Genomic DNA, 18,592 nt, shown 5'->3' with positions numbered 1-18,592 from the left:
TTGGAGAAAATTAAATGTTAACTTTAAAAATTGTTGTCAATATAGTGGTTGCTTCTTTCATTTTAATGTTTATTTTCGGTTTCCTTTCTGGAGATCCTGCACGTAATCCTGGACGCAAAGATGCGGAATAATATAACTATATTACACGAATAGACCTAATTTTCCCGTTATCATCATTGGTATGTAACGGGCTTTTTTTATTTTTAAGGTTTTATACTCTCCAACATTTTTTAGGATGGTTAATGGTGTGATGAACCAAAAATTGATAGAATATTGGTTTGCACCTTTTTTAGTAAACTATAAGAGCAGATAATGTTAAAAAACAATTTTGACTCAGGACAAATTATGTTTCGTAGTGATGAGTTAATGGAGGCGGCTTCTAATCGTTACAAAATTACTGTGCAAGTGGCAAAAAGGGCGAAACAAAGACGTTTTGAAGATTTTGAAAATGTTGAAGAAATTATGAAGCCTGTTTTACGGGCTATTATTGAGATGTCTGATGAGCTTACCCAACCTGAAATTATTAGTGATGATTAGGTTTTTCAAAAGGTTTTCTTGTTTTTCTGGACTTTTTTTACCAAAATTGGTTTATGGTGCGATCGCACTTACAACCTTTTTGATGGTATATTTTTTTCATGGACAGGGTTTAACCTTACAAGGCATAGAAAATCTATCATGGAATAACCCTGTATATGCCCAAAGAATTAGCCCAGAAACTATAGCTTTACAAGTATATGAAAAAATTCCAGAAATACCCAAAAATAATCAATATACTTCTGTTAACAGTGGACAGATAATTCCTGAACATACCTTGATAAGTCGTCTTATCCGTTACCATGAATATATAAAATCTCGCCCCGTTATTTTTCGCCTCGATTGGAAATTAACCCTTGCAGATTATTTAGGTTACAACGAAACCATGAGAGAAGAAAGGTATCCTGGTTTTAGCACCCTAACTGAAAATCCTTTCACAGAAGATGTCAGGTTAATTAGAAGTCTTTCAAGGAAGCAAAGAAATCAATTAGTAGATGTTTTAGTGAGTATTTATCAACCTACTACCCCAGAATCTGAAGAATCATCTGACGACTCAAATCCCGCAGAAAATAATTCTTCCGATAACAATAATACTTCCCCAATATTACCTCGCAGGGGTGGTGCAAACTTATTAATGCCTTAAAACTTATAAAAAATGGATACCAGTAAATTAGATGCCCTGTTGGGAATAATAGCCTTATTAATTGTAGTGGGTGGTTTGATAATGCTATTTAGTGGGGTAAACAAGATGAATGATTAGGGTTACGAAACGAAAGGTGTGTAATTTGTTTCCCCAAAGGCGATAATAAATTATTAATTAATTGGGTGAAAATGTTTTAATTATTCTTACTTTTTTGTTGCTATTAATGTCGCTAGAAATATATAGAAATCAGCTAAAAATAAATTCTTGATTAATTATAAAGTGGCTTCTATTTTCTGGGACATATCTTCTGGCAAATATTGAGTAACTTTTGGGTTATTAACTTCCACATTGGGAGTGGCACACCCGAGGGAAAAAGATTTTTCCAATAAAACTACTTCGGGCATGGTTTCCCAAGATTCTCCAAAGGCTAAAACGGCTAAACTACAAGACTTCCAAGCCCCTTGTACTGACACATTTAATTGTTCACACATTCCGCCTCGCCTTCCTTCTGGGTGATAAAATCGACAGTATCGACAGGCAGAAGCACATTTACTGTTGTTGGGTATCATTTTCTTTTCTATATTTTTTTATTAAAACCTTCTTCTTTATATTATTAACTATCTGGGATCAAGGGTTTTTTGGGTATAACCTAGAGGGAATGAGGGAATCAACTATATTTAGAACTATTTATTTTTTATATTGTCTTAACTATTGCTTAATACAAAGATACATTTACAAAATTGACAAAAAAATGTATATTTAAAAACATTTGTTTTTTTTAAGAGTTTAAGAAAAAATAAAGGGGATCAAGTAAAAAATGCTCTTTTTTTAGTAAAAAATATATTATCTTATGGTTATGTATTTAACTAAGATATTGATGGATATGGCTTTATTTTTGGTAAAAAATATTGATATGGGGCTATATCAAAGAGTTTTCTGAGAAAAAGTTACTTTTTGAGGTGTAGTCTCTCATTTTTCTTTCTGGGGTATTTTTAGGGTTCCGAGAGGGGTAAAAATCAAGGTAAAATAGGTAAAAATTAGTATGCTACTAGATTGTTTTTTAAAAGACTTTAATTATGCTTAATGTTTTGCGTCCTGCTTATCCCCTTTTTTTTGCGGCTTTGAAGGGTAATCCTGAAAAATCACATTTGCAAAGTTTAAGAATTTTAGAAAAAATTGACCATAATCGGCATAAGTCTTGGGGAAAGTGGACGATTCAAGAGCTAGAAAAGTCTTTTTGTATGGATGCACCTAGCCTCAAACAATCGTTATGGGGGATGAATTTCGCTCATCCCATGGGTTTAGCACCTGGTTTTGATAAAAATGGGGTGGGCGCTGGAATTTGGTCTAGTTTTGGCTTTAGTTTTGCGGAGTTGGGGGCGGTAACACTCCATGGACAAGGGGGTAATCCTTTACCGAGGATGTTTCGCATTGAGGGAGATAAGGCGATTTTGAATAGGATGGGGGCGAATAATGAGGGAGCAGAGGCGATCGCCCTTAGACTAAAAGAAACATGGCAAAGAAGCCCGAGAACAATTCCTGTGGGCATAAATTTATGTAAATCGAAGATAACCCCCCTAGAAGGAGCCCATCAAGATTATTTAGGCAGTTTTGAAGCATTACGCCCCTATGCCGACTATTTCGTCATTAATGTTAGTTCTCCCAATACTCCTGGGTTGCGATCGCTCCAGGGAGGGGAACAACTAGAACCCATTTTAAGAACCCTCCAAGAAGCAAATCAAGGGGAAAAACCCATTTTAATCAAAATTGCCCCCGACCTGAGTTGGGACGATATAAAAGGCATTTTAGACCTATCTAGGAACTATAACTTATCGGGTATTGTTGCCACCAATACCACCATCAAAAAAGAGCAACTACAAACAAAAATCCTCAAAGAAACAGGCAATTTATTGGTAGATGAAGCAGGGGGCATCAGTGGTTTACCCCTCAAACAACGCTCCACCGAAGTAATTCGTTTTATCTATCAACAAACCAAAGGAGAATTACCCATTATTGGGGTGGGTGGAATTTTTAACGCCCAAGATGCGTGGGAAAAAATCACCGCAGGGGCTACTTTATTACAATTTTATAGCGGTTGGGTATATGAAGGGCCTTGGGCAGTGAAGGATATTTTGACAGGGTTACAAACTAGATTACAACAGAAAGGATTGAGTAATATTAGTGAGGCGATTGGCGTAGATAATTGATAGTGGATAATTGATAATGGATAATTGATAATGGATAATGTCAATATAAAACTAATTGAGTAGCTGATAAAATCATATTTAAAGATACTCAAGATATGATTACTATTCCCCGTTGCCCATTCCCTATTCCCTCCTACAATGAAAATTGAGACTTTGAAACAGAGACTTAAAAAAGATCGCCCCATGGAAAGTGTTACTCTTCGTATCCCCGAAGATGTGGTAGAAGAATTAAAAACCATAGCTCCTTTATTGGGATTTTCAGGGTATCAGTCTTTAATTAAAGCCTATATAGGGCAAGGATTACGTCATCATAACTATGAGACAAGAAAACCTGATAATTATCCATTATCCATTATCAATTCTCAATTATTCTTCCCTTGTCCAAAGTAAGGTAAAATGTAACAGTCGTATTTGCAAAGAAACATAGAATTGCAGTGATTGAACGCTATACATTGCCCGAAATGGGCGAAATTTGGACTGATAACTATCGACTAAAAACATGGTTGCAGGTGGAAATTGCCGTGTGTGAAGCTCAAGCGGAGTTAGGTAATATTCCCAAAGAAGCCGTGGAAGAAATCAAGGCAAAAGCTGCCTTTGACGTTAACAGGGTTTTGGAAATTGAAGCGGAAGTGCGCCACGATGTGATCGCTTTTTTGACCAATGTTAACGAATATGTGGGCGATGTAGGGCGTTATATCCATTTGGGCATGACTAGCTCTGATATGCTAGATACTGCTTTAGCTTTGCAGATGGTTGCAAGTCTGGATCTCATTTTAGAGGCAGTGGAGGAAACAATCCAAGCAATTCGTTATCAGGCACAAAAACACCGTTATACTGTAATGGTAGGACGTTCCCATGGTATCCATGCTGAACCCATTACCTTTGGTTTTAAGTTGGCGGGATGGTTGGCAGAAATGCGCCGTAACCGTGACCGTTTAGTTAAACTGCGTCAAGATGTAGCAGTAGGTCAAATTTCTGGGGCTGTGGGTACCTATGCAAACATTGAACCTCGGGTAGAGGCGATCGCCTGTAACCTTTTAGGACTACAACCTGACACCGCATCAACTCAGGTAATATCGAGGGATAGACACGCCGAATTTGTCCAACAAATTGCCCTTGTGGGTGCTTCTTTAGAAAGATTTGCTGTAGAAATTCGTAACCTACAACGCACCGATGTTTTAGAAGTAGAAGAATATTTCTCTAAAGGACAAAAAGGCTCATCTGCTATGCCTCACAAACGTAACCCTATCCGTAGTGAGCGTATTACGGGTATGGCAAGAATTATTCGTGGTCATGCGGTGGCCGCCCTTGAAAACGTAGCCCTTTGGCATGAAAGAGATATTTCCCATAGTTCTGTGGAAAGGGTTATCCTACCTGATACTTGTATTTTGATCCATTTTATGCTCAAGGAAACCACTAATTTAGTACAAAACTTGTTAGTTTATCCTGAAAATATGCTCCGTAATATGAATGTATATGGTGGGGTAATTTTCAGCCAAAAAGTTTTACTGGCTTTGGTGGAAAAAGGCATGAGTAGAGAAGATGCTTATCGTGTGGTGCAAGGGTGCGCTCACCAAGCATGGAATACCCAAGATGGTAATTTCCGTAAGTTAATCGAAGCTAGTCCAGACATTAAAAAGCATTTATCCGCAGATGAATTAAAGACTTGTTTTGATCCTAATCAGCACCTCAAAAATCTTGATCAGGTTTATGAAAGACTAGGTATTTAAGATCCCCCCTAGCCCCCCGCGAATTCGGGGGGAAGAAATAGGTTTTTAATGTAGTTCAGGCTTTCGTAGTTCGGGCTTCTAGCCCGATTTCTCAACAAATCTCATGATACTGTTGCCCACCGTGTAATGAATTACACGGCTAACGGTAGTTCGTTCAATAAATTGAACTAAAGTTAATTGTTTTAATATCTTTGTTAATTAATTTTATTAGTTGACTCTGGTGAGCGGATTTATTATGAAATATTCTGAAAGAAAAAACCATTTTTCTCTAAAACCATGAAAATTGCTGTAATTGACTATGATATGGGTAACTTGCACTCGGTGTGCAAGGGTTTGGAAAAGGCGGGAGCAATTCCCGAAATTACTGATTCTGCGGAGGTAATCGCCCAAGCTAAAGCCATTGTGTTACCTGGGGTTGGTTCATTTGATCCTGCCATGGAACATTTAAAGGAACGTAATTTAATTGAACCCCTCAAAGGCGCGATCGCCTCTGGAACACCATTTTTAGGTATTTGTTTAGGTTTACAAATCCTTTTTGAGTCTTCAGAGGAAGGTAAGGAGCAAGGTTTAGGGGTAATAAAGGGTAAGGTCCGTCGTTTTCAATCTGAACCAGATTTAACCATTCCTCACATGGGATGGAATACCATGACAAAAACTCAAGCAGTGCATCCTCTGTGGGCTGGGCTACCCCCTGAACCCTATCTTTATTTTGTTCATTCATTTTATGTCGATCCTACGGATAAAAGCGTAATTGCAGGGGAAGTTACCCATGGTAGTCAAAAGGTTACAAGTGCGATCGCCCATAAAAACCTCATGGCAGTGCAATTTCACCCCGAAAAATCCTCCGATTACGGCCTAAAAATCCTCTCCAACTTCGTTAACTTAATCGAGAATAAAAAAAATTAATTATTAATTGTTTTCCCTATTCCCCGTTCCCTAGCTTTTAAATAACAAAAGGTAACAAACTGTTACAGTTCATAACAGACATAGTAAATAGGGGCTAAGTCAGTGATAGCATTGCCTAGATAGTAAATCTGATTTCTATAAAAGCAATATCTCTATGAGCGAAACAATCCAATTAACAGGTCAAATGCCTAAATTTGGCGGAAGCACTGGCGGTTTACTCTCTGCAGCTGACAGGGAAGAAAAATACGCCATTACTTGGACTAGTAGTAAAGAGCAAGTATTTGAAATGCCCACTGGTGGCGCTGCCATTATGAATGAAGGGGAAAACCTCTTTTACTTTGCTCGTAAAGAGCAATGTTTGGCTTTAGGTACTCAATTACGCACCAAATTTAAGCCTAAAATGGAAGATTATAAAATTTACCGTGTATATCCTAATGGTGAAGTACAATATCTTCATCCTGCTGATGGTGTATTCCCTGAAAAAGTTAATGAAGGGCGTGAATTCCACGGTAAAAAAGATAGAAATATCGGCAGAAATCCTGAGCCTGTTACCCTCAAGTTTTCTGGTAAAAATCCCTATGATGTTTAATCAATAGGATTCAAAATTATCATAATAATATTCCCCTCTCTAGGTTTGGAGTAGGGGATTTTTGATATATTTACCTTGCCATTTATCGACAAAATTTTGACTTAGTTGGTCGATATTTTTTTCTCTGATTAGGGGGATTAATTGTAAATATTTTCGCCAAGACAGTGGCAAGGAATGGTAACCATTATTTAAACCTAATAGTAAGCCTGTAACAATGGCAGTAAGTTGTTTTTGATGTTCAAAACAGGTACTTCTTAAAAGTGATATTTCTACATAATTGGGTAAGCTAATAAAACTATAAATTGCTTGATAGATGAAAATTTCTTGGGGGTTATATAATTCCTTGATTTGTTTTTCTACTGCTTTAATATTATTGTTTGTATATGTTATGGAACATAGTGTAGTTAATTGTTTCCTATCACTGTTTATTAGTGTTTGCCAATTTAAATGGTCTTTTTTTGTTAAGACTAACCGAAATATTTCCATCAGATCAAAAATACTTTCTTCCCTTAGATTATCTATCAATAGTTTTTCTTTTATTTCTTGTAAATAGGTTGCTAATTTTAGTGGATTTTCGTAGCAATATAAAATTAAGGGTATAAGGGCGATCGCCCTTTTTTCTAAATTTAAATCGATAAAATAAACACCATGGCTCTCTAAACTATATAACCAATCATTAACAGAAAAAATATCATTATTACTAATATTTTTGAGACTTAAAAATAATATATTTAAACCATCTGAAATGTTCTGAAAATCATCATTAAGAAATAGTTGAGAATGGGGATAAGAAGAAAAATAATTACCCCCTAAAGCACCCCATAACGCACCCTTTAAAGCTGATTGATTAAAATATTGCACTGGATAACCTATCGTTAAAATGAATCATTCACCATAGATAATGAAAAATTGATCACATTTTAACCCTAAAATAGTTTTTTTGTATGTATCAATGGGTTAAAAATCATCCGACACAACCTCTAATTGAATATAACAATAACGAAAACTATTCAAATATAATAGGTTCAATAATTCCCGATTCTCTATTTCCCCTCAAAATCAGTGATCAAAAATGTTATTGATGACATTGGCTATTATTATGATACGTCTTGTACGGAGATACTAAATGCTATATATTAGCAATAATTACAGTTGTTTTATTCATAAAAGATGCGAACTAAACAAAGGAGCAAAAAAACGTCCTTTTCTTTGATCATTCCTTTCACCATTGCTTTACTGGTGTTGGGATTGAGCTTCTTTGGGAGTCTAATTTTGGGGGTAGCTGATATTTCCTTGGCTGATTTATATGATGCTTTTTATAATTTTGATAACTCCACAGAACATTTAATTATCCGCACCCTAAGACTGCCGAGAGCGATAGTTGCGGTGATGGTGGGGGGTGCTTTAGCCATGGCAGGTTGTTTGATGCAGGGTATTACTCGTAATCCTTTGGCCGATCCCGGTATCTTGGGCATCAATAGTGGTGCGGCTTTGGCGGTAGTTAGTGCAAGTTTATTTTTTAGGGATGGTAATCTGACGACTTTTGCTTTGTTTGCTTTTTTGGGAGCGGGAATAAGTGCGATCGCAGTTTACTTTTTTGCTTCACGGAGTAAGCAGGGTTTATCCCCCTTGAGTCTCACATTAGCAGGGGCTGCCATTACTGTTTTTACTTCTTCCCTCACCAGTGGCATTTTGATTATTAACCAGCGCACCTTAGAAGAAATTCGTTTTTGGTTAGCAGGGGCGATCGCCGGTAGAGATATACAATTAGTTACGCAGATACTACCTTATTTTATCGTCGGTTTTATCCTCGCCCTAGCATTATCAAGACAAATTTCTATCCTTAGTTTAGGGGAAGAAACCGCCAAAGGTTTGGGCCAAAATACCCTGCTTATTAAACTCTTAGCCATGGTAGCAGTAATTCTTTTGGCGGGGGCAAGTGTTGCCATTGCAGGACCTGTGGGCTTCATTGGCTTGATTATGCCCCATGGGGTGCGTCTGCTGGTGGGTAATGACTATCGCTGGATATTGCCTTTTTCCTTGGTGGGTGGGGCTATTTTACTGCTCAACGCAGACATCATCGCTAGGTTGATTATTCAACCCCAAGAAGTACCCGTGGGTTTAATTTTGCCCATTTTAGGCGCTCCTTTTTTTATTTATCTCATTCGCTGGAAAACCATTACCCGTTAAACCATCCATGAAAAATCCTTGGTTAATTATTCGCTTTCAAAAACCCCCTGTTTCTTTTTGGTTAGATGGGCGATTACCAAAAGTACTATTAATTTTAACTCTCAGTTTATTGCTAGTAATTATTATTAGTCTTGTTCAGGGAGAATATTATATTGCACCCCTTGAAGTAGTTAAAACTCTCCTTCGATTGGATACTAACTCAGACGCTCAATTTATTATCAATACCCTCCGTTTACCTCGTACCCTTGTTGCCCTTTTGGTGGGAGTGGGCTTGGCGATCGCAGGTTGTATTATGCAAACAATCACCCGTAATCCCTTAGCAGATCCCAGTATCATCGGCATCAACGCAGGGGCAGGGTTAACCGCTGTTTTATTCATCGTGATTTTCCCTAACTTACCCATCGCCCTATTGCCCATATCGGCTTTTGTGGGGGGTTTATTGGTGGCAGGGGCAATTTATTTGGTGGCGTGGCAGGGGGAAAACTCTGTAATCCGTTTAGTGTTAGTGGGTATTGGTTTTAACTTTATGGTTTTCGCTATTACTAATATTATCGTTACCTTCGGCAATATTAACAGTGTTTCTCAAGCCTTGGTGTGGTTAACAGGGAGTGTTTATGGCAAAACCAACGCCCAAGTTTTGATTTTGTTGCCTTGGATTATGATTTTTATGATCATAGCTTGGATTATGAGCAAAGAATTAAATAGTCTTAATTTAGGAGAAAATCTGAGTATTGGGTTAGGTTTACCCCTTGGTAAAGTGCAGTTAATGCTTTTAATCACCAGTGTGGCTTTATCTAGTGCTAGTGTGGCGATCGCAGGTACTATCGGCTTTGTGGGTTTAGTTGCCCCCCATATGGCTCGTTTTTTGGTAGGTAACACCCATCAGGGTTTAATTCCCGTTACAGGTTTAATGGGGGGTTTGTTGGTGGTTGGTGCAGATGTGATGGGAAGGTGGTTATTCAGCCCCACAGAGTTACCCTGTGGCATCGTTACCGCTATTATTGGGGCGCCGTATTTCCTTTTTTTATTGACTAAGTCTCGATGATAGGGGGATATTTTGGAAAAAAAATCAAGTTTTTTTAAGTAAAACAAATTACCTACAGTTTACATAACTCACATTTTATTTCTGATAAAAAAATTAAGTTCAAAAAATCTTAAATGCAATGAAACAATTATCCGCCAGAGAAATTAGCCTTGGTTATCAAAATACGACAATCATTAATAACTTAACCCTAGAAATTCCTGCGGGAAAAATAACTATTCTCATCGGGGCAAATGGTTGCGGAAAGTCAACCCTGCTCAAAGGTTTGGGGCGTATTCTTCACCCCTCTGGGGGTATGGTTTATTTAGATGGTAAAGCCATTCAGAAATTACCTAGTAAAACCGTTGCCAAAACCATGGGTATTTTACCCCAAAATCCTAGCGCCCCCGAGGGTTTAACGGTTAAAGATTTGGTAGCCCAAGGGCGTTATCCCCATCAAAAATGGTGGCAACAATGGAGTATGGAAGACGAAAAATTAGTTAATGAAGCCTTGGAAATTACTGCTATGGCAGAATTTGCCCATCGGGAGTTGGATTCCCTGTCGGGGGGGCAAAGACAAAGGGCGTGGATTGCTATGACGTTGGCTCAAAATACGGAAATTTTGCTATTAGATGAGCCAACTACGTTTCTTGATTTAGCCCATCAAATCGAGGTTTTGGACTTATTGACGGAGTTAAATCATCGCTTGGGGCGCACCATCGTAATAGTGTTGCATGAGTTGAATCAAGCTGCCCGTTATGCCGATTATTTGGTGGCGATGAAGGAGGGTTATATCTATGTGCAGGGGAAGCCTGAGGAGGTGATGACTACTGAGAATATTTGGGAGGTTTTTGGTTTGTCTGCTCAGATTATAGCTGATCCTGTGAGTAATACTCCTTTATGTATTCCTATTAGTAAAAAGTTTTCTTTTTCTCAATTGTCTTAATTTTTTGGGAGGATTAAATGGCGATCGCACTTTCGGCTTCAAATTGGCATAATTATTGGCAACAGGAATGTATATCCGTGGTTAATTCTGTGGGTAAAACTGAAGAAATTTGGCAGGAAAAGGGTTTATTAGGGGAATCTTTGGAGAAATATATTCCTTTATGTCATGGTTTATTTTTGGAAATTTCTGATTCTCAAATGTATGAAAATGTAGTTTTTTATTCTGAATATAAAGAGCAAAATTATTTAGACAATATTGTTATTAATTTTGTGGTATCTGGTAATGTGAAAACTATTCATCATGGGGTGACGGATTATGTTTGGGAAACCGCAGGAAAAAATTATATTGAGTTTTGGGATTCTCGTCAGGAGACGGAATATTGGACTAAGTGCGATCGCATCTTAAAACTAAGGGTAGGTATTGAAGTCGATACTTTACGGGCAATGAGTGAAGATTGTTTAGATACCTTACCCATGGAGTTAAAACATTTAGTAGAGGGCAAAAAAATGCTTCCTTGTTATCGTCAGGGAAATAATACTATGGCGATGAATCATGCCCTTTCTCAAATTATCAAATGTCCCTATCAAGGATGTACCCGTAATTTTTATTTAGAAAGTAAAGCTCTCGAATTAGTTTCTTTATGGTTGGCAGAAAATACTAATAATATTGATGCTGATGTTAATTTATCTTTGAAAAAAAAAGACATTGAAGCTCTTAATTATGCAAAAGAAATAATTAATAAAAACCTCCAAAATCCCCCTAGTCTTCAAGAATTATCCCATAAAATATGTTTAAATGAATTTAAATTAAAATCTGGGTTTAAACAACTATTTGGAACTACTGTTTTTGGTTATTTACATCAACAAAGAATGGAATATGCTCAACATTTATTAAGGCAAAATAATCTAAAAGTAACTGATATTGCCTATTTGTGCGGTTACTCTAGTTTACCTTCCTTTTCTAAAGCCTTTAAAAAATATTTTGGTATTAGTCCTAAGGGCGATCGTATTTTATTTTAATCCATACTTGATATTTAATACAAAGGTACGCAAACGAAAATAAAGTTTGTCGTCTTCATGAACAAAGACTATCTTCACATTGATTTAATGAATTTGAAAAAAAATCCGTTTAGGATAAGAAAATTTCATTTTGGATAAGAAAAAAAAATCCAAATTCCTTACACTGTTAATTTAACTGATAAATATATGCAATAAGTGTGAAGGAGATAAAGATGAAAATGAGATCTTATTGTTTGGCTTCGGGGGTAATAAGTGCGATCGCCCTTACCTATACACAGTCAGCCATAGCTCAAGAAATAATCAGCAATGGGGAATCTAAAATTCAGCAATCATCAACCATTGCCGAACCATTAGCAAAAACCAGTCAATCATCAACCATTACCACATTAAATGTAGTTAATAATTCCGAGAAGATTGTTATTACCCTTGATGATATTGTGGATCAAATATCACAACCTCAAATAATTAGTGATATAAATACTATCTTTATTGACTTTAATAATCTAAAAATATCCCAAGATCAAGAATTTATCCAAATCAATCCCCATGAAACCATCCAAGAAACAAAAGCCTTTTCCACCGACGAAGGCGGATTAAGGATTATCATCATTGGTAAAAATCAAACCCCAGAGGTTAACATCGCTTCCATCGCCAATGATTTAACCATCAACATCGCCACCGAAAACCCCACTTTCATGGCTCAAAATAATAGTCCTGACATAGAAGTATTTTCCACCCAAGAAGCCCAACCAGAGAGCTATTTTACCCCCAATTCCACCACTGGCACGGGTACACAAACCCCATTAATTGATGTGCCTCAGTCTATCCAAGTTATACCAGAAAGGGTTATTGACGATCGCAACGTACAAGAATTAGGCGATGCCCTAGAGACAATCCCAGGGGTAGTTTCGGCAGGGGGTAGGGGTACCAGTGGATTTGGCCCTGGTTTTACCATCAGAGGATTTAGAACCAACGAAAATTTATATCGTAATGGTATTCCCTATTTTTCTCTTGCACCTTTGCAAACCGATGATTTGGCTAGTGTAGATGTTTTAAAAGGTCCTGCTTCCATATTATATGGTGCGGCCGAACCCGGGGGCATTGTTAATTTAACCCCAAAACAACCATTAGAAAATCCCTTTGCGGAAATTTCTGCCACCGTTGGCAGTTTTGATAATTATAAAGGTGCGATCGATTTAAGTGGCCCTTTAAATGAAGATAAAACCGTTAAATATCGCTTTAATTTAGCCTATAGAAACTATGGCAGTTTTCGTGATTTTGTAGAAGGAAGAAGTATCTTTATTTCCCCTACTATTACATGGGATATAAGTCCTCAAACTTCTCTGAATATTTATGCCCAATATTTTGATATTAGTGAAACCAATGATGAAGGAATACCTGTATCAGAAAACGGTATTATTGATTTACCAAGAAATCGTTTTTTAGGGGAAGATTTTGCCGAATTTAGTCAGCAACAATTCACTATCGGTTATAACTTTGAACATCAATTTAATGATAATTTAGCCCCACGGCATAATTTACAATATCTCAATTATACACCCCTAAGATATATCCCATTTTTTGATGATTTTCCCGATGAACAAACAGGGGAGTTACCCCGACTAGCCTATGCAGCAGATGGGAATTATAATCGCTTATTTACTGATGCTAAATTAGAAAGTAAATTCAACACAGGAAATATTGAACACCAACTTTTATTAGGGGTTGAATATCAACATTTATCCGAGCGCCCCGGGTTTCAATTTAGCGATCCTTATCCTAGCATTAATATTTTTAATCCTGTTTATACTAGAGTGCCCTATGACATTGAAAATGAATTTTTTAGAGATGATTTTGTTAATCGTTTTGCAGTATATATACAAGATCAAATTAAATTTAGTAATAACCTAATTTTCCTAGGTGGATTACGTTATGATCATGCTTATCAATTCCGTACAGCAGGTTTTGTGGGTGATTCTCGTGATGAATTTGAGCAAACAGATAGCAAAATTTCCCCTCGTTTTGGTTTAGTTTATAAACCCATTCCGAATGTTTCCCTATATACATCCTATACCAGTTCATTTCGTCCTAGCTTTGGGGCTAGTCGTAACGGTGATGGCTCGAGTTTTGAACCTGAAACTGGGCAACAATGGGAGGTAGGTGTTAAGGCTGATTTACTAGATAGATTGAGTGTGACGGCGGCATTTTTTGACATTAAAAAACAGAACATCAGTACCGATGACCCCACCAATCCTTTATTAAGCATCCAAACAGGGGAACAAACTAGCAGAGGTTTTGAGGTATTCGTTAATGGGGAAGTTTTACCAGGCTGGAATGTTATCGGTGGATTTAGCCATTTAGATGCTTTTGTCAATCGAGATAATAGCGGATTTGAAGGTAATATTTTGGATAATGCCCCTTCTAATCAATTTAGTTTATGGACTACTTATGAAGTCCAAGAAGGAAATTATCAAGGGTTAGGTTTCGGTTTGGGCTTATTTTATGTGGGGGAAAGGCAAGGCACTTTAGACAATACTTATATTTTACCTAGTTATTTTCGCACGGATTTAGCTTTGTTTTATAAGCGAGATAATTGGGATGCTCAAGTTAATATCGAAAATTTATTTGATACTAATTATTTTGAATCAGGGGAGTTTTTCTCTGCTCGTCCAGGGGCTCCTTTTACTGTTTCGGGTAAGTTTTCTTGGCGTTTTTAATTTGTATTCGTACTGAAATGATTACTTCTCAGCTTTGCCCCTAAATCTCTACTCCTTTGTCTTCTATATCTCCCCTTAAAAGGGGAGAGAGGGGACTTTAATAGTAATTATTTACTTCCACTTATATAAAGAAATAATTAGCTTTTGTCCAAAATATCTTTTATAACATTTGTTCATTTTATGAATAATTTATGACTAAAAAATATATCTTTTTAATAATTGTAAGTTTCTTCTTTTTAGGTTGTCAAAATCAAAATATTGATAATAATTTAGAGTCTTTTTCTAAGAATAATTGTCAGCAAGTGGAACATTCTGAGGGGATTACTTGTATTCCTGAAAACTGGGAAAGTTTGGTATCTGTTGATTTTGTGACGGCAGAAAATGCGATCGCCCTTGGAATTAAGCCCATGGGAGTTCCTTTTTCGGGTTTAACAGTCCATTTAGAGGAACAATTGACGGAGGTTACAGACATAGGGCTTTCGGGAGAGCCTAATTTAGAGAGGATTTTAGAATTACAACCTGATTTAATTGTGGGTACGGACTATCAAGCCACTATCTATCCCCAATTATCTCAAATTGCCCCTACAGTGCTAATTAATTTTGCCCACAGCGGTCAATGGAAAGCTGTATTTAAAGAGTTTAGCGAGGTAATCGGCAAAAAAGAGGTGGGGGAACAAGTAATGGCAGAATATGACCGAAGAATAGCAGATTTTAAAGAAAAAATGGGCGATCGCCTCCAGGATACCGAAATATCTATTGTCAGGATTTACCCCGACAATATCAACCTTTATCTACGGGATTCCTTTCCCGGCACCATCATCGCCGATGCAGGATTACAACGCCCCGAAAGTCAGGATATTGGGGCAGAAGAAGCCCAAAAAATAGCAGGAAATCCCATTCAAAGGAGCATTAGCAAGGAAGCATTAAGCCAAGCCGATGGGGATGTCATTTTTATTTGGACTGGAGAAAATGACCCCGAAATCAATGCCGAATTACAAGAGAAATTAGACGAGTTACAGCAAGATCCCCTCTGGCAAAATCTCAAAGCCGTGAAAAATGGTCGAGTTTATCAAGTGCCTAGTTATTGGATTGGTTCAGGGGCGATCGCCGCTAACCTAGTTTTAGACGATTTATTTAAGTATTTAATACCCGAAGAAACTAACTAAAATTATTATGAAAAAAGAAAAATTATTTATCTGTAAATCCTGCCAAATATCCCCTGAAATAGAAAAAATAGAAGGGAAAACAGGGGGATATTATCTTTATGAAAACCTCATCAAAGAAGCAGAACAATCATCCATAGAAATTATAAAAAGTGGCTGTTTATGGACGTGTAACCAACCCTGTGCAGTATCATTTTTAGCTAATAACAAATATACCTATCATTTTGTCAATATTCCCCCATTGCAAGAAGAATATTATCAAGCCTTATTAGAATTTGGAGAACTATATACAGAAAGCGAAAACGGCTATATCTTACCCGCAAAAGTACCCGAAATTTTAAAAGAAAAACTTCTCGTCAGAGTACCCGCAGTAGATACCTATGCTGAAAAAAAAACTAGTAAATAAACCTAAAAATCTCAACACATTTTTAACATTATGGGTAGGCATTACCCTCTCAACCATTGGCACACAAATGACCAATTTTGCCATCACCCTATGGGCATGGGAAGCCACCGAAAAAGCTACCCCTTTAGCACTAATTATCTTCTTTGTACAAGCACCAAGGATTATCGCTTCTTTATTTGCAGGGGTAATCGTAGATAGTTTTAACCGTAAATATTTGATGATGTTGGGGGATACCGTTGCAGGAATTTCCACCATGGCAATTTTAACCTTATTACTCACTGATAATTTACAAATTTGGCATTTATATTGTACAGGCGCAGTTAACGGATTATTTAGCTACTTTCAAGACTTAGCTTTTTCCACATCCATGGCGATGATTGTACCAAAAAAAGATTATGCTAGAGCCACAGTAATGGAAGATTATTTAACCTATTCTGCAGGAGAAATATTAGCCCCTTTTTTAGCAACCTTTTTTTATTATCAACAGGGGTTAAGTAGCATTTTAATTATTGATTTATTAACCTTTTTTATTGCTATTTTCACAGTTATCATTGTTAAGATACCCCAACCAACTCACAACTTTAATTGTCAGGAAAACTTAAGAGATAAATTAACTTTTGGTTTTCGCTATATTTTCAACAATTCTAGTTTACTAGCTTTACTTATTTTCCTATTAATCACTAATTTCGTCAGTAACATTGCTTGGGGTATATTTCCTGCTATGATTTTAGCTCGAACTAACAACTCAGGAACTATATTAGCTATGATTCAAGGGGCTATGGGCATGGGTGGAGTAGTGGGGGGAATCAGTTTAACTCTGTGGAGAGGATTTAGAAATCGAGTAAAAGGATTGTTATTAGGTAATTTTTTGACAGAATTTAACAGTATTTTAATTGGTATATTTCAAATTCCTTCTTTCTGGATGGTATCAGCTTTTTTAATGTCTTTTTTTGCTCCTTTGGTTGGTAGTTGTAATCAATCAATTTGGCTTTCTAAGGTTGAGCCTTCTATTCAAGGAAGGGTATTTGCATCCCGTTATTTTATAGCTCAGATAATGTCTCCTGTGGGTTTATTAATTTCGGGATTTTTAGCGGATAATGTTTTCGAGAAGTATTTTAATAGTGGCTCAATTTTTAACTTTATTTTTGGTGCTGGTGAGGGAAGTGGTATGGCTTTACAATATAGTTTATTTTCTTTTTTGGGAGTAGTTATTAGTTTAATTGCTTTCCGCATTCGAGTGTTAAATGACTTAGAAAATAGATTAATTGATATTAACGATTAAACGGATGCACTACTTATATAGTGAGTTTAATTAGCCTTTATCTTTATTATTTTTACAAAAGAAAATAACGATTTTTTTTATTTAAAATTGGATACCTAACACCCCAAACCAAAGACTAATCATTTTTTTTCCACAACGTTAGTCAAATAATAACAAACCCTTTTAGTCTATTCATTGACAACGAATGAATCACGAGAATTTTTCCATCTATTTTGTAATCTTTTAATGGAAGAATTTAGATATTTTTGTTTAAAATCCACCTCATCAGCTTTTTTGTTGATGTAAGATATATTTCTGTTTAATAGTGCAGGAGTATCATCATAGCCAGAAACTCTATTATCTAAGTTACTTATATTACTCTTATTGCTTTCATTCATTAAAATCTCAAAATTAATTAATTTAGAGGTATCATTGCCTATCTTCTGCCGTAATTCATCATAAAAATACTTACAATAAACTTGATCAAGTTTTGTTGCTTTGCTGATTATCCACTCCTCGATAGTTATTCCCGTCAAATCAGCTTTTGTAAAATTTGCCCCCGACGCATTGACATTACTCAAATCAACGTTATTTAAATTGCAACCCATCAAATCTGCATCTTCTAAATTTCCTTGGGTGAAATAGGAGTTACTCAAATTAGCTTCTGTGAAAGTAGCTAGTTTTAAATGGCTTTTAATGAAATAACATTCGATTAATTTAGCTTTCGTTAAGTCTGCATTCTTTAAGTTTGCATTACTAAAATCTGTGTCCTTAATATTGCTTTTGACTAAAGTTACATTAGTCATATTTGCTTTGCTAAAATTACTTTTGCGGATAATAGCTTCACTTAAATTAGCCCCCTCAAAATTAGCATTACTACAATTAGCTTGATTTAAATTAACTCCCGCCAAATTTGTATCAGATAATATTGCCCAACTAAGATTGATATTCTTTAAATCTCTTTTTGTTAAATCAACTCCACTCAAATTTGGAATCACATCAGGATTTTCTTTTCTCCATTGATTCCACTCCAAAACACTATTAGAAGCCAGAAAACTTAGGAAGTCAATCATATTTTTAATATTTTCTTAAGATTTATGAACATGTTAGAACATATTTATATAAAATGGGTGTAATAACAAATACATTATGAAAAAAAGTATTTATATTGTAAAATATCCTTGATTTGATGTTACAAAGTATGATGTAAGCGTAATCATAATGTAATACATCAAGTTATAAAAAATAATCTTTATCATT

19 protein-coding genes are annotated in these 18,592 nt (G+C 36.2%); 16 read left to right on the top strand and 3 right to left on the bottom strand.

Going from position 1 to position 18,592, the window contains the following annotated elements:
- The first annotated feature begins 14 nt into the window (after positions 1–14).
- From IQ215_RS00770 to IQ215_RS00760, 3 genes are all read left to right on the top strand, one after another.
- The gene (locus tag IQ215_RS00770; RefSeq protein ID WP_069791879.1) at positions 15–131 is read left to right on the top strand and encodes a photosystem II reaction center protein I; all 117 of its coding nucleotides are present in this window, start codon (positions 15–17) and stop codon (positions 129–131) included.
- A 181-nt stretch (positions 132–312) separates the two neighbouring features.
- On the top strand, positions 313–537 hold the full coding sequence (locus IQ215_RS00765; RefSeq protein ID WP_015222394.1) for a DNA-directed RNA polymerase subunit omega: 225 nt from the start codon (positions 313–315) through the stop codon (positions 535–537).
- Entirely contained in the window at positions 530–1,177 is a 648-nt protein-coding gene (locus IQ215_RS00760) for a hypothetical protein (RefSeq protein ID WP_193799413.1), read from the top strand. Before IQ215_RS00765 ends, IQ215_RS00760 begins: the two co-directional genes overlap by 8 nt.
- A gap of 272 nt (positions 1,178–1,449) precedes the next feature.
- Here the strand turns inward: IQ215_RS00760 and IQ215_RS00755 are convergent, their stop codons facing one another.
- A complete protein-coding gene (locus tag IQ215_RS00755; RefSeq protein ID WP_193799412.1) occupies positions 1,450–1,746 on the bottom strand; it encodes a hypothetical protein in 297 nt (98 codons plus the stop codon).
- Between the two features lie 507 nt (positions 1,747–2,253).
- Here IQ215_RS00755 and IQ215_RS00750 point away from each other — a divergent pair.
- The 5 genes from IQ215_RS00750 to IQ215_RS00730 all read left to right on the top strand — a co-directional run bounded on the left by IQ215_RS00750 (position 2,254) and on the right by IQ215_RS00730 (position 6,609).
- The gene (locus IQ215_RS00750; protein WP_193799411.1) at positions 2,254–3,384 is read left to right on the top strand and encodes a quinone-dependent dihydroorotate dehydrogenase; all 1,131 of its coding nucleotides are present in this window, start codon (positions 2,254–2,256) and stop codon (positions 3,382–3,384) included.
- 138 nt (positions 3,385–3,522) lie between these two features.
- Complete coding sequence (locus tag IQ215_RS00745; protein ID WP_193799410.1) at positions 3,523–3,774, top strand: hypothetical protein; 252 nt, start codon at positions 3,523–3,525, stop codon at positions 3,772–3,774.
- Between the two features lie 44 nt (positions 3,775–3,818).
- Positions 3,819–5,114, top strand: coding sequence for an adenylosuccinate lyase (gene purB, locus IQ215_RS00740; RefSeq protein WP_193799409.1), 1,296 nt, complete (start codon positions 3,819–3,821; stop codon positions 5,112–5,114).
- Positions 5,115–5,390: 276 nt separating this feature from the next.
- Positions 5,391–6,020 (top strand): imidazole glycerol phosphate synthase subunit HisH, encoded by a 630-nt coding sequence (gene hisH / locus IQ215_RS00735; RefSeq protein WP_193799408.1) that lies wholly within the window; start codon positions 5,391–5,393, stop codon positions 6,018–6,020.
- Between the two features lie 154 nt (positions 6,021–6,174).
- Positions 6,175–6,609, top strand: coding sequence for a photosystem I reaction center subunit II PsaD (locus IQ215_RS00730; RefSeq protein ID WP_193799407.1), 435 nt, complete (start codon positions 6,175–6,177; stop codon positions 6,607–6,609).
- A gap of 39 nt (positions 6,610–6,648) precedes the next feature.
- Here the strand turns inward: IQ215_RS00730 and IQ215_RS00725 are convergent, their stop codons facing one another.
- The gene (locus tag IQ215_RS00725; protein ID WP_193799406.1) at positions 6,649–7,470 is read right to left on the bottom strand and encodes a hypothetical protein; all 822 of its coding nucleotides are present in this window, start codon (positions 7,468–7,470) and stop codon (positions 6,649–6,651) included.
- A 309-nt stretch (positions 7,471–7,779) separates the two neighbouring features.
- Between IQ215_RS00725 and IQ215_RS00720 the strand changes: the two genes are divergently transcribed.
- From IQ215_RS00720 to IQ215_RS00685, 8 genes are all read left to right on the top strand, one after another.
- Positions 7,780–8,799 carry a FecCD family ABC transporter permease gene (locus IQ215_RS00720; RefSeq protein ID WP_193799405.1) on the top strand — a complete coding sequence of 340 codons (1,020 nt, stop codon included), beginning with the start codon at positions 7,780–7,782 and terminating at the stop codon, positions 8,797–8,799.
- 7 nt (positions 8,800–8,806) lie between these two features.
- Positions 8,807–9,844 carry a FecCD family ABC transporter permease gene (locus tag IQ215_RS00715; protein ID WP_193799404.1) on the top strand — a complete coding sequence of 346 codons (1,038 nt, stop codon included), beginning with the start codon at positions 8,807–8,809 and terminating at the stop codon, positions 9,842–9,844.
- Between the two features lie 118 nt (positions 9,845–9,962).
- Entirely contained in the window at positions 9,963–10,766 is an 804-nt protein-coding gene (locus IQ215_RS00710; RefSeq protein ID WP_193799403.1) for an ABC transporter ATP-binding protein, read from the top strand.
- A 17-nt stretch (positions 10,767–10,783) separates the two neighbouring features.
- On the top strand, positions 10,784–11,785 hold the full coding sequence (locus tag IQ215_RS00705; RefSeq protein WP_193799402.1) for an AraC family transcriptional regulator: 1,002 nt from the start codon (positions 10,784–10,786) through the stop codon (positions 11,783–11,785).
- A gap of 212 nt (positions 11,786–11,997) precedes the next feature.
- Positions 11,998–14,502 carry a TonB-dependent siderophore receptor gene (locus tag IQ215_RS00700; RefSeq protein WP_241735213.1) on the top strand — a complete coding sequence of 835 codons (2,505 nt, stop codon included), beginning with the start codon at positions 11,998–12,000 and terminating at the stop codon, positions 14,500–14,502.
- Between the two features lie 191 nt (positions 14,503–14,693).
- Complete coding sequence (locus IQ215_RS00695) at positions 14,694–15,668, top strand: ABC transporter substrate-binding protein (protein WP_193799401.1); 975 nt, start codon at positions 14,694–14,696, stop codon at positions 15,666–15,668.
- Positions 15,669–15,675: 7 nt separating this feature from the next.
- Positions 15,676–16,071, top strand: coding sequence for a DUF1636 domain-containing protein (locus tag IQ215_RS00690; RefSeq protein WP_193799400.1), 396 nt, complete (start codon positions 15,676–15,678; stop codon positions 16,069–16,071).
- Positions 16,046–17,353, top strand: a complete 1,308-nt coding sequence (locus IQ215_RS00685; RefSeq protein WP_193799399.1) for an MFS transporter — start codon at positions 16,046–16,048, stop codon at positions 17,351–17,353. Before IQ215_RS00690 ends, IQ215_RS00685 begins: the two co-directional genes overlap by 26 nt.
- 167 nt (positions 17,354–17,520) lie before the next feature.
- On the opposite strand, the gene IQ215_RS00680 is transcribed toward IQ215_RS00685, so the two are convergent.
- Entirely contained in the window at positions 17,521–18,366 is an 846-nt protein-coding gene (locus IQ215_RS00680; RefSeq protein WP_193799398.1) for a pentapeptide repeat-containing protein, read from the bottom strand.
- Positions 18,367–18,592: the final 226 nt, after the last annotated feature.

Origin of the sequence: Cyanobacterium stanieri LEGE 03274, from assembly GCF_015207825.1 — a bacterium.
GTDB lineage: Bacteria > Cyanobacteriota > Cyanobacteriia > Cyanobacteriales > Cyanobacteriaceae > Cyanobacterium > Cyanobacterium stanieri_B.
This window is presented reverse-complemented; position numbering and strand designations above follow the sequence as displayed.

What these genes read in the sequence shown, in the direction of transcription:
- IQ215_RS00720 (WP_193799405.1), top strand. Translation starts at nt 7,780, where the DNA reads ATGCGAACTAAACAAAGGAGCAAAAAAACGTCCTTTTCTTTGATCATT.
- IQ215_RS00690 (WP_193799400.1), top strand. Translation starts at nt 15,676, where the DNA reads ATGAAAAAAGAAAAATTATTTATCTGTAAATCCTGCCAAATATCCCCT.
- IQ215_RS00715 (WP_193799404.1), top strand. Translation starts at nt 8,807, where the DNA reads ATGAAAAATCCTTGGTTAATTATTCGCTTTCAAAAACCCCCTGTTTCT.
- IQ215_RS00730 (WP_193799407.1), top strand. Translation starts at nt 6,175, where the DNA reads ATGAGCGAAACAATCCAATTAACAGGTCAAATGCCTAAATTTGGCGGA.
- IQ215_RS00710 (WP_193799403.1), top strand. Translation starts at nt 9,963, where the DNA reads ATGAAACAATTATCCGCCAGAGAAATTAGCCTTGGTTATCAAAATACG.
- IQ215_RS00765 (WP_015222394.1), top strand. Translation starts at nt 313, where the DNA reads ATGTTAAAAAACAATTTTGACTCAGGACAAATTATGTTTCGTAGTGAT.
- IQ215_RS00755 (WP_193799412.1), bottom strand. Translation starts at nt 1,746, where the DNA reads ATGATACCCAACAACAGTAAATGTGCTTCTGCCTGTCGATACTGTCGA.
- IQ215_RS00695 (WP_193799401.1), top strand. Translation starts at nt 14,694, where the DNA reads ATGACTAAAAAATATATCTTTTTAATAATTGTAAGTTTCTTCTTTTTA.
- IQ215_RS00750 (WP_193799411.1), top strand. Translation starts at nt 2,254, where the DNA reads ATGCTTAATGTTTTGCGTCCTGCTTATCCCCTTTTTTTTGCGGCTTTG.
- IQ215_RS00705 (WP_193799402.1), top strand. Translation starts at nt 10,784, where the DNA reads ATGGCGATCGCACTTTCGGCTTCAAATTGGCATAATTATTGGCAACAG.
- IQ215_RS00700 (WP_241735213.1), top strand. Translation starts at nt 11,998, where the DNA reads ATGAAAATGAGATCTTATTGTTTGGCTTCGGGGGTAATAAGTGCGATC.
- IQ215_RS00745 (WP_193799410.1), top strand. Translation starts at nt 3,523, where the DNA reads ATGAAAATTGAGACTTTGAAACAGAGACTTAAAAAAGATCGCCCCATG.
- IQ215_RS00770 (WP_069791879.1), top strand. Translation starts at nt 15, where the DNA reads ATGTTAACTTTAAAAATTGTTGTCAATATAGTGGTTGCTTCTTTCATT.
- hisH (WP_193799408.1), top strand. Translation starts at nt 5,391, where the DNA reads ATGAAAATTGCTGTAATTGACTATGATATGGGTAACTTGCACTCGGTG.
- IQ215_RS00685 (WP_193799399.1), top strand. Translation starts at nt 16,046, where the DNA reads ATGCTGAAAAAAAAACTAGTAAATAAACCTAAAAATCTCAACACATTT.
- IQ215_RS00760 (WP_193799413.1), top strand. Translation starts at nt 530, where the DNA reads ATGATTAGGTTTTTCAAAAGGTTTTCTTGTTTTTCTGGACTTTTTTTA.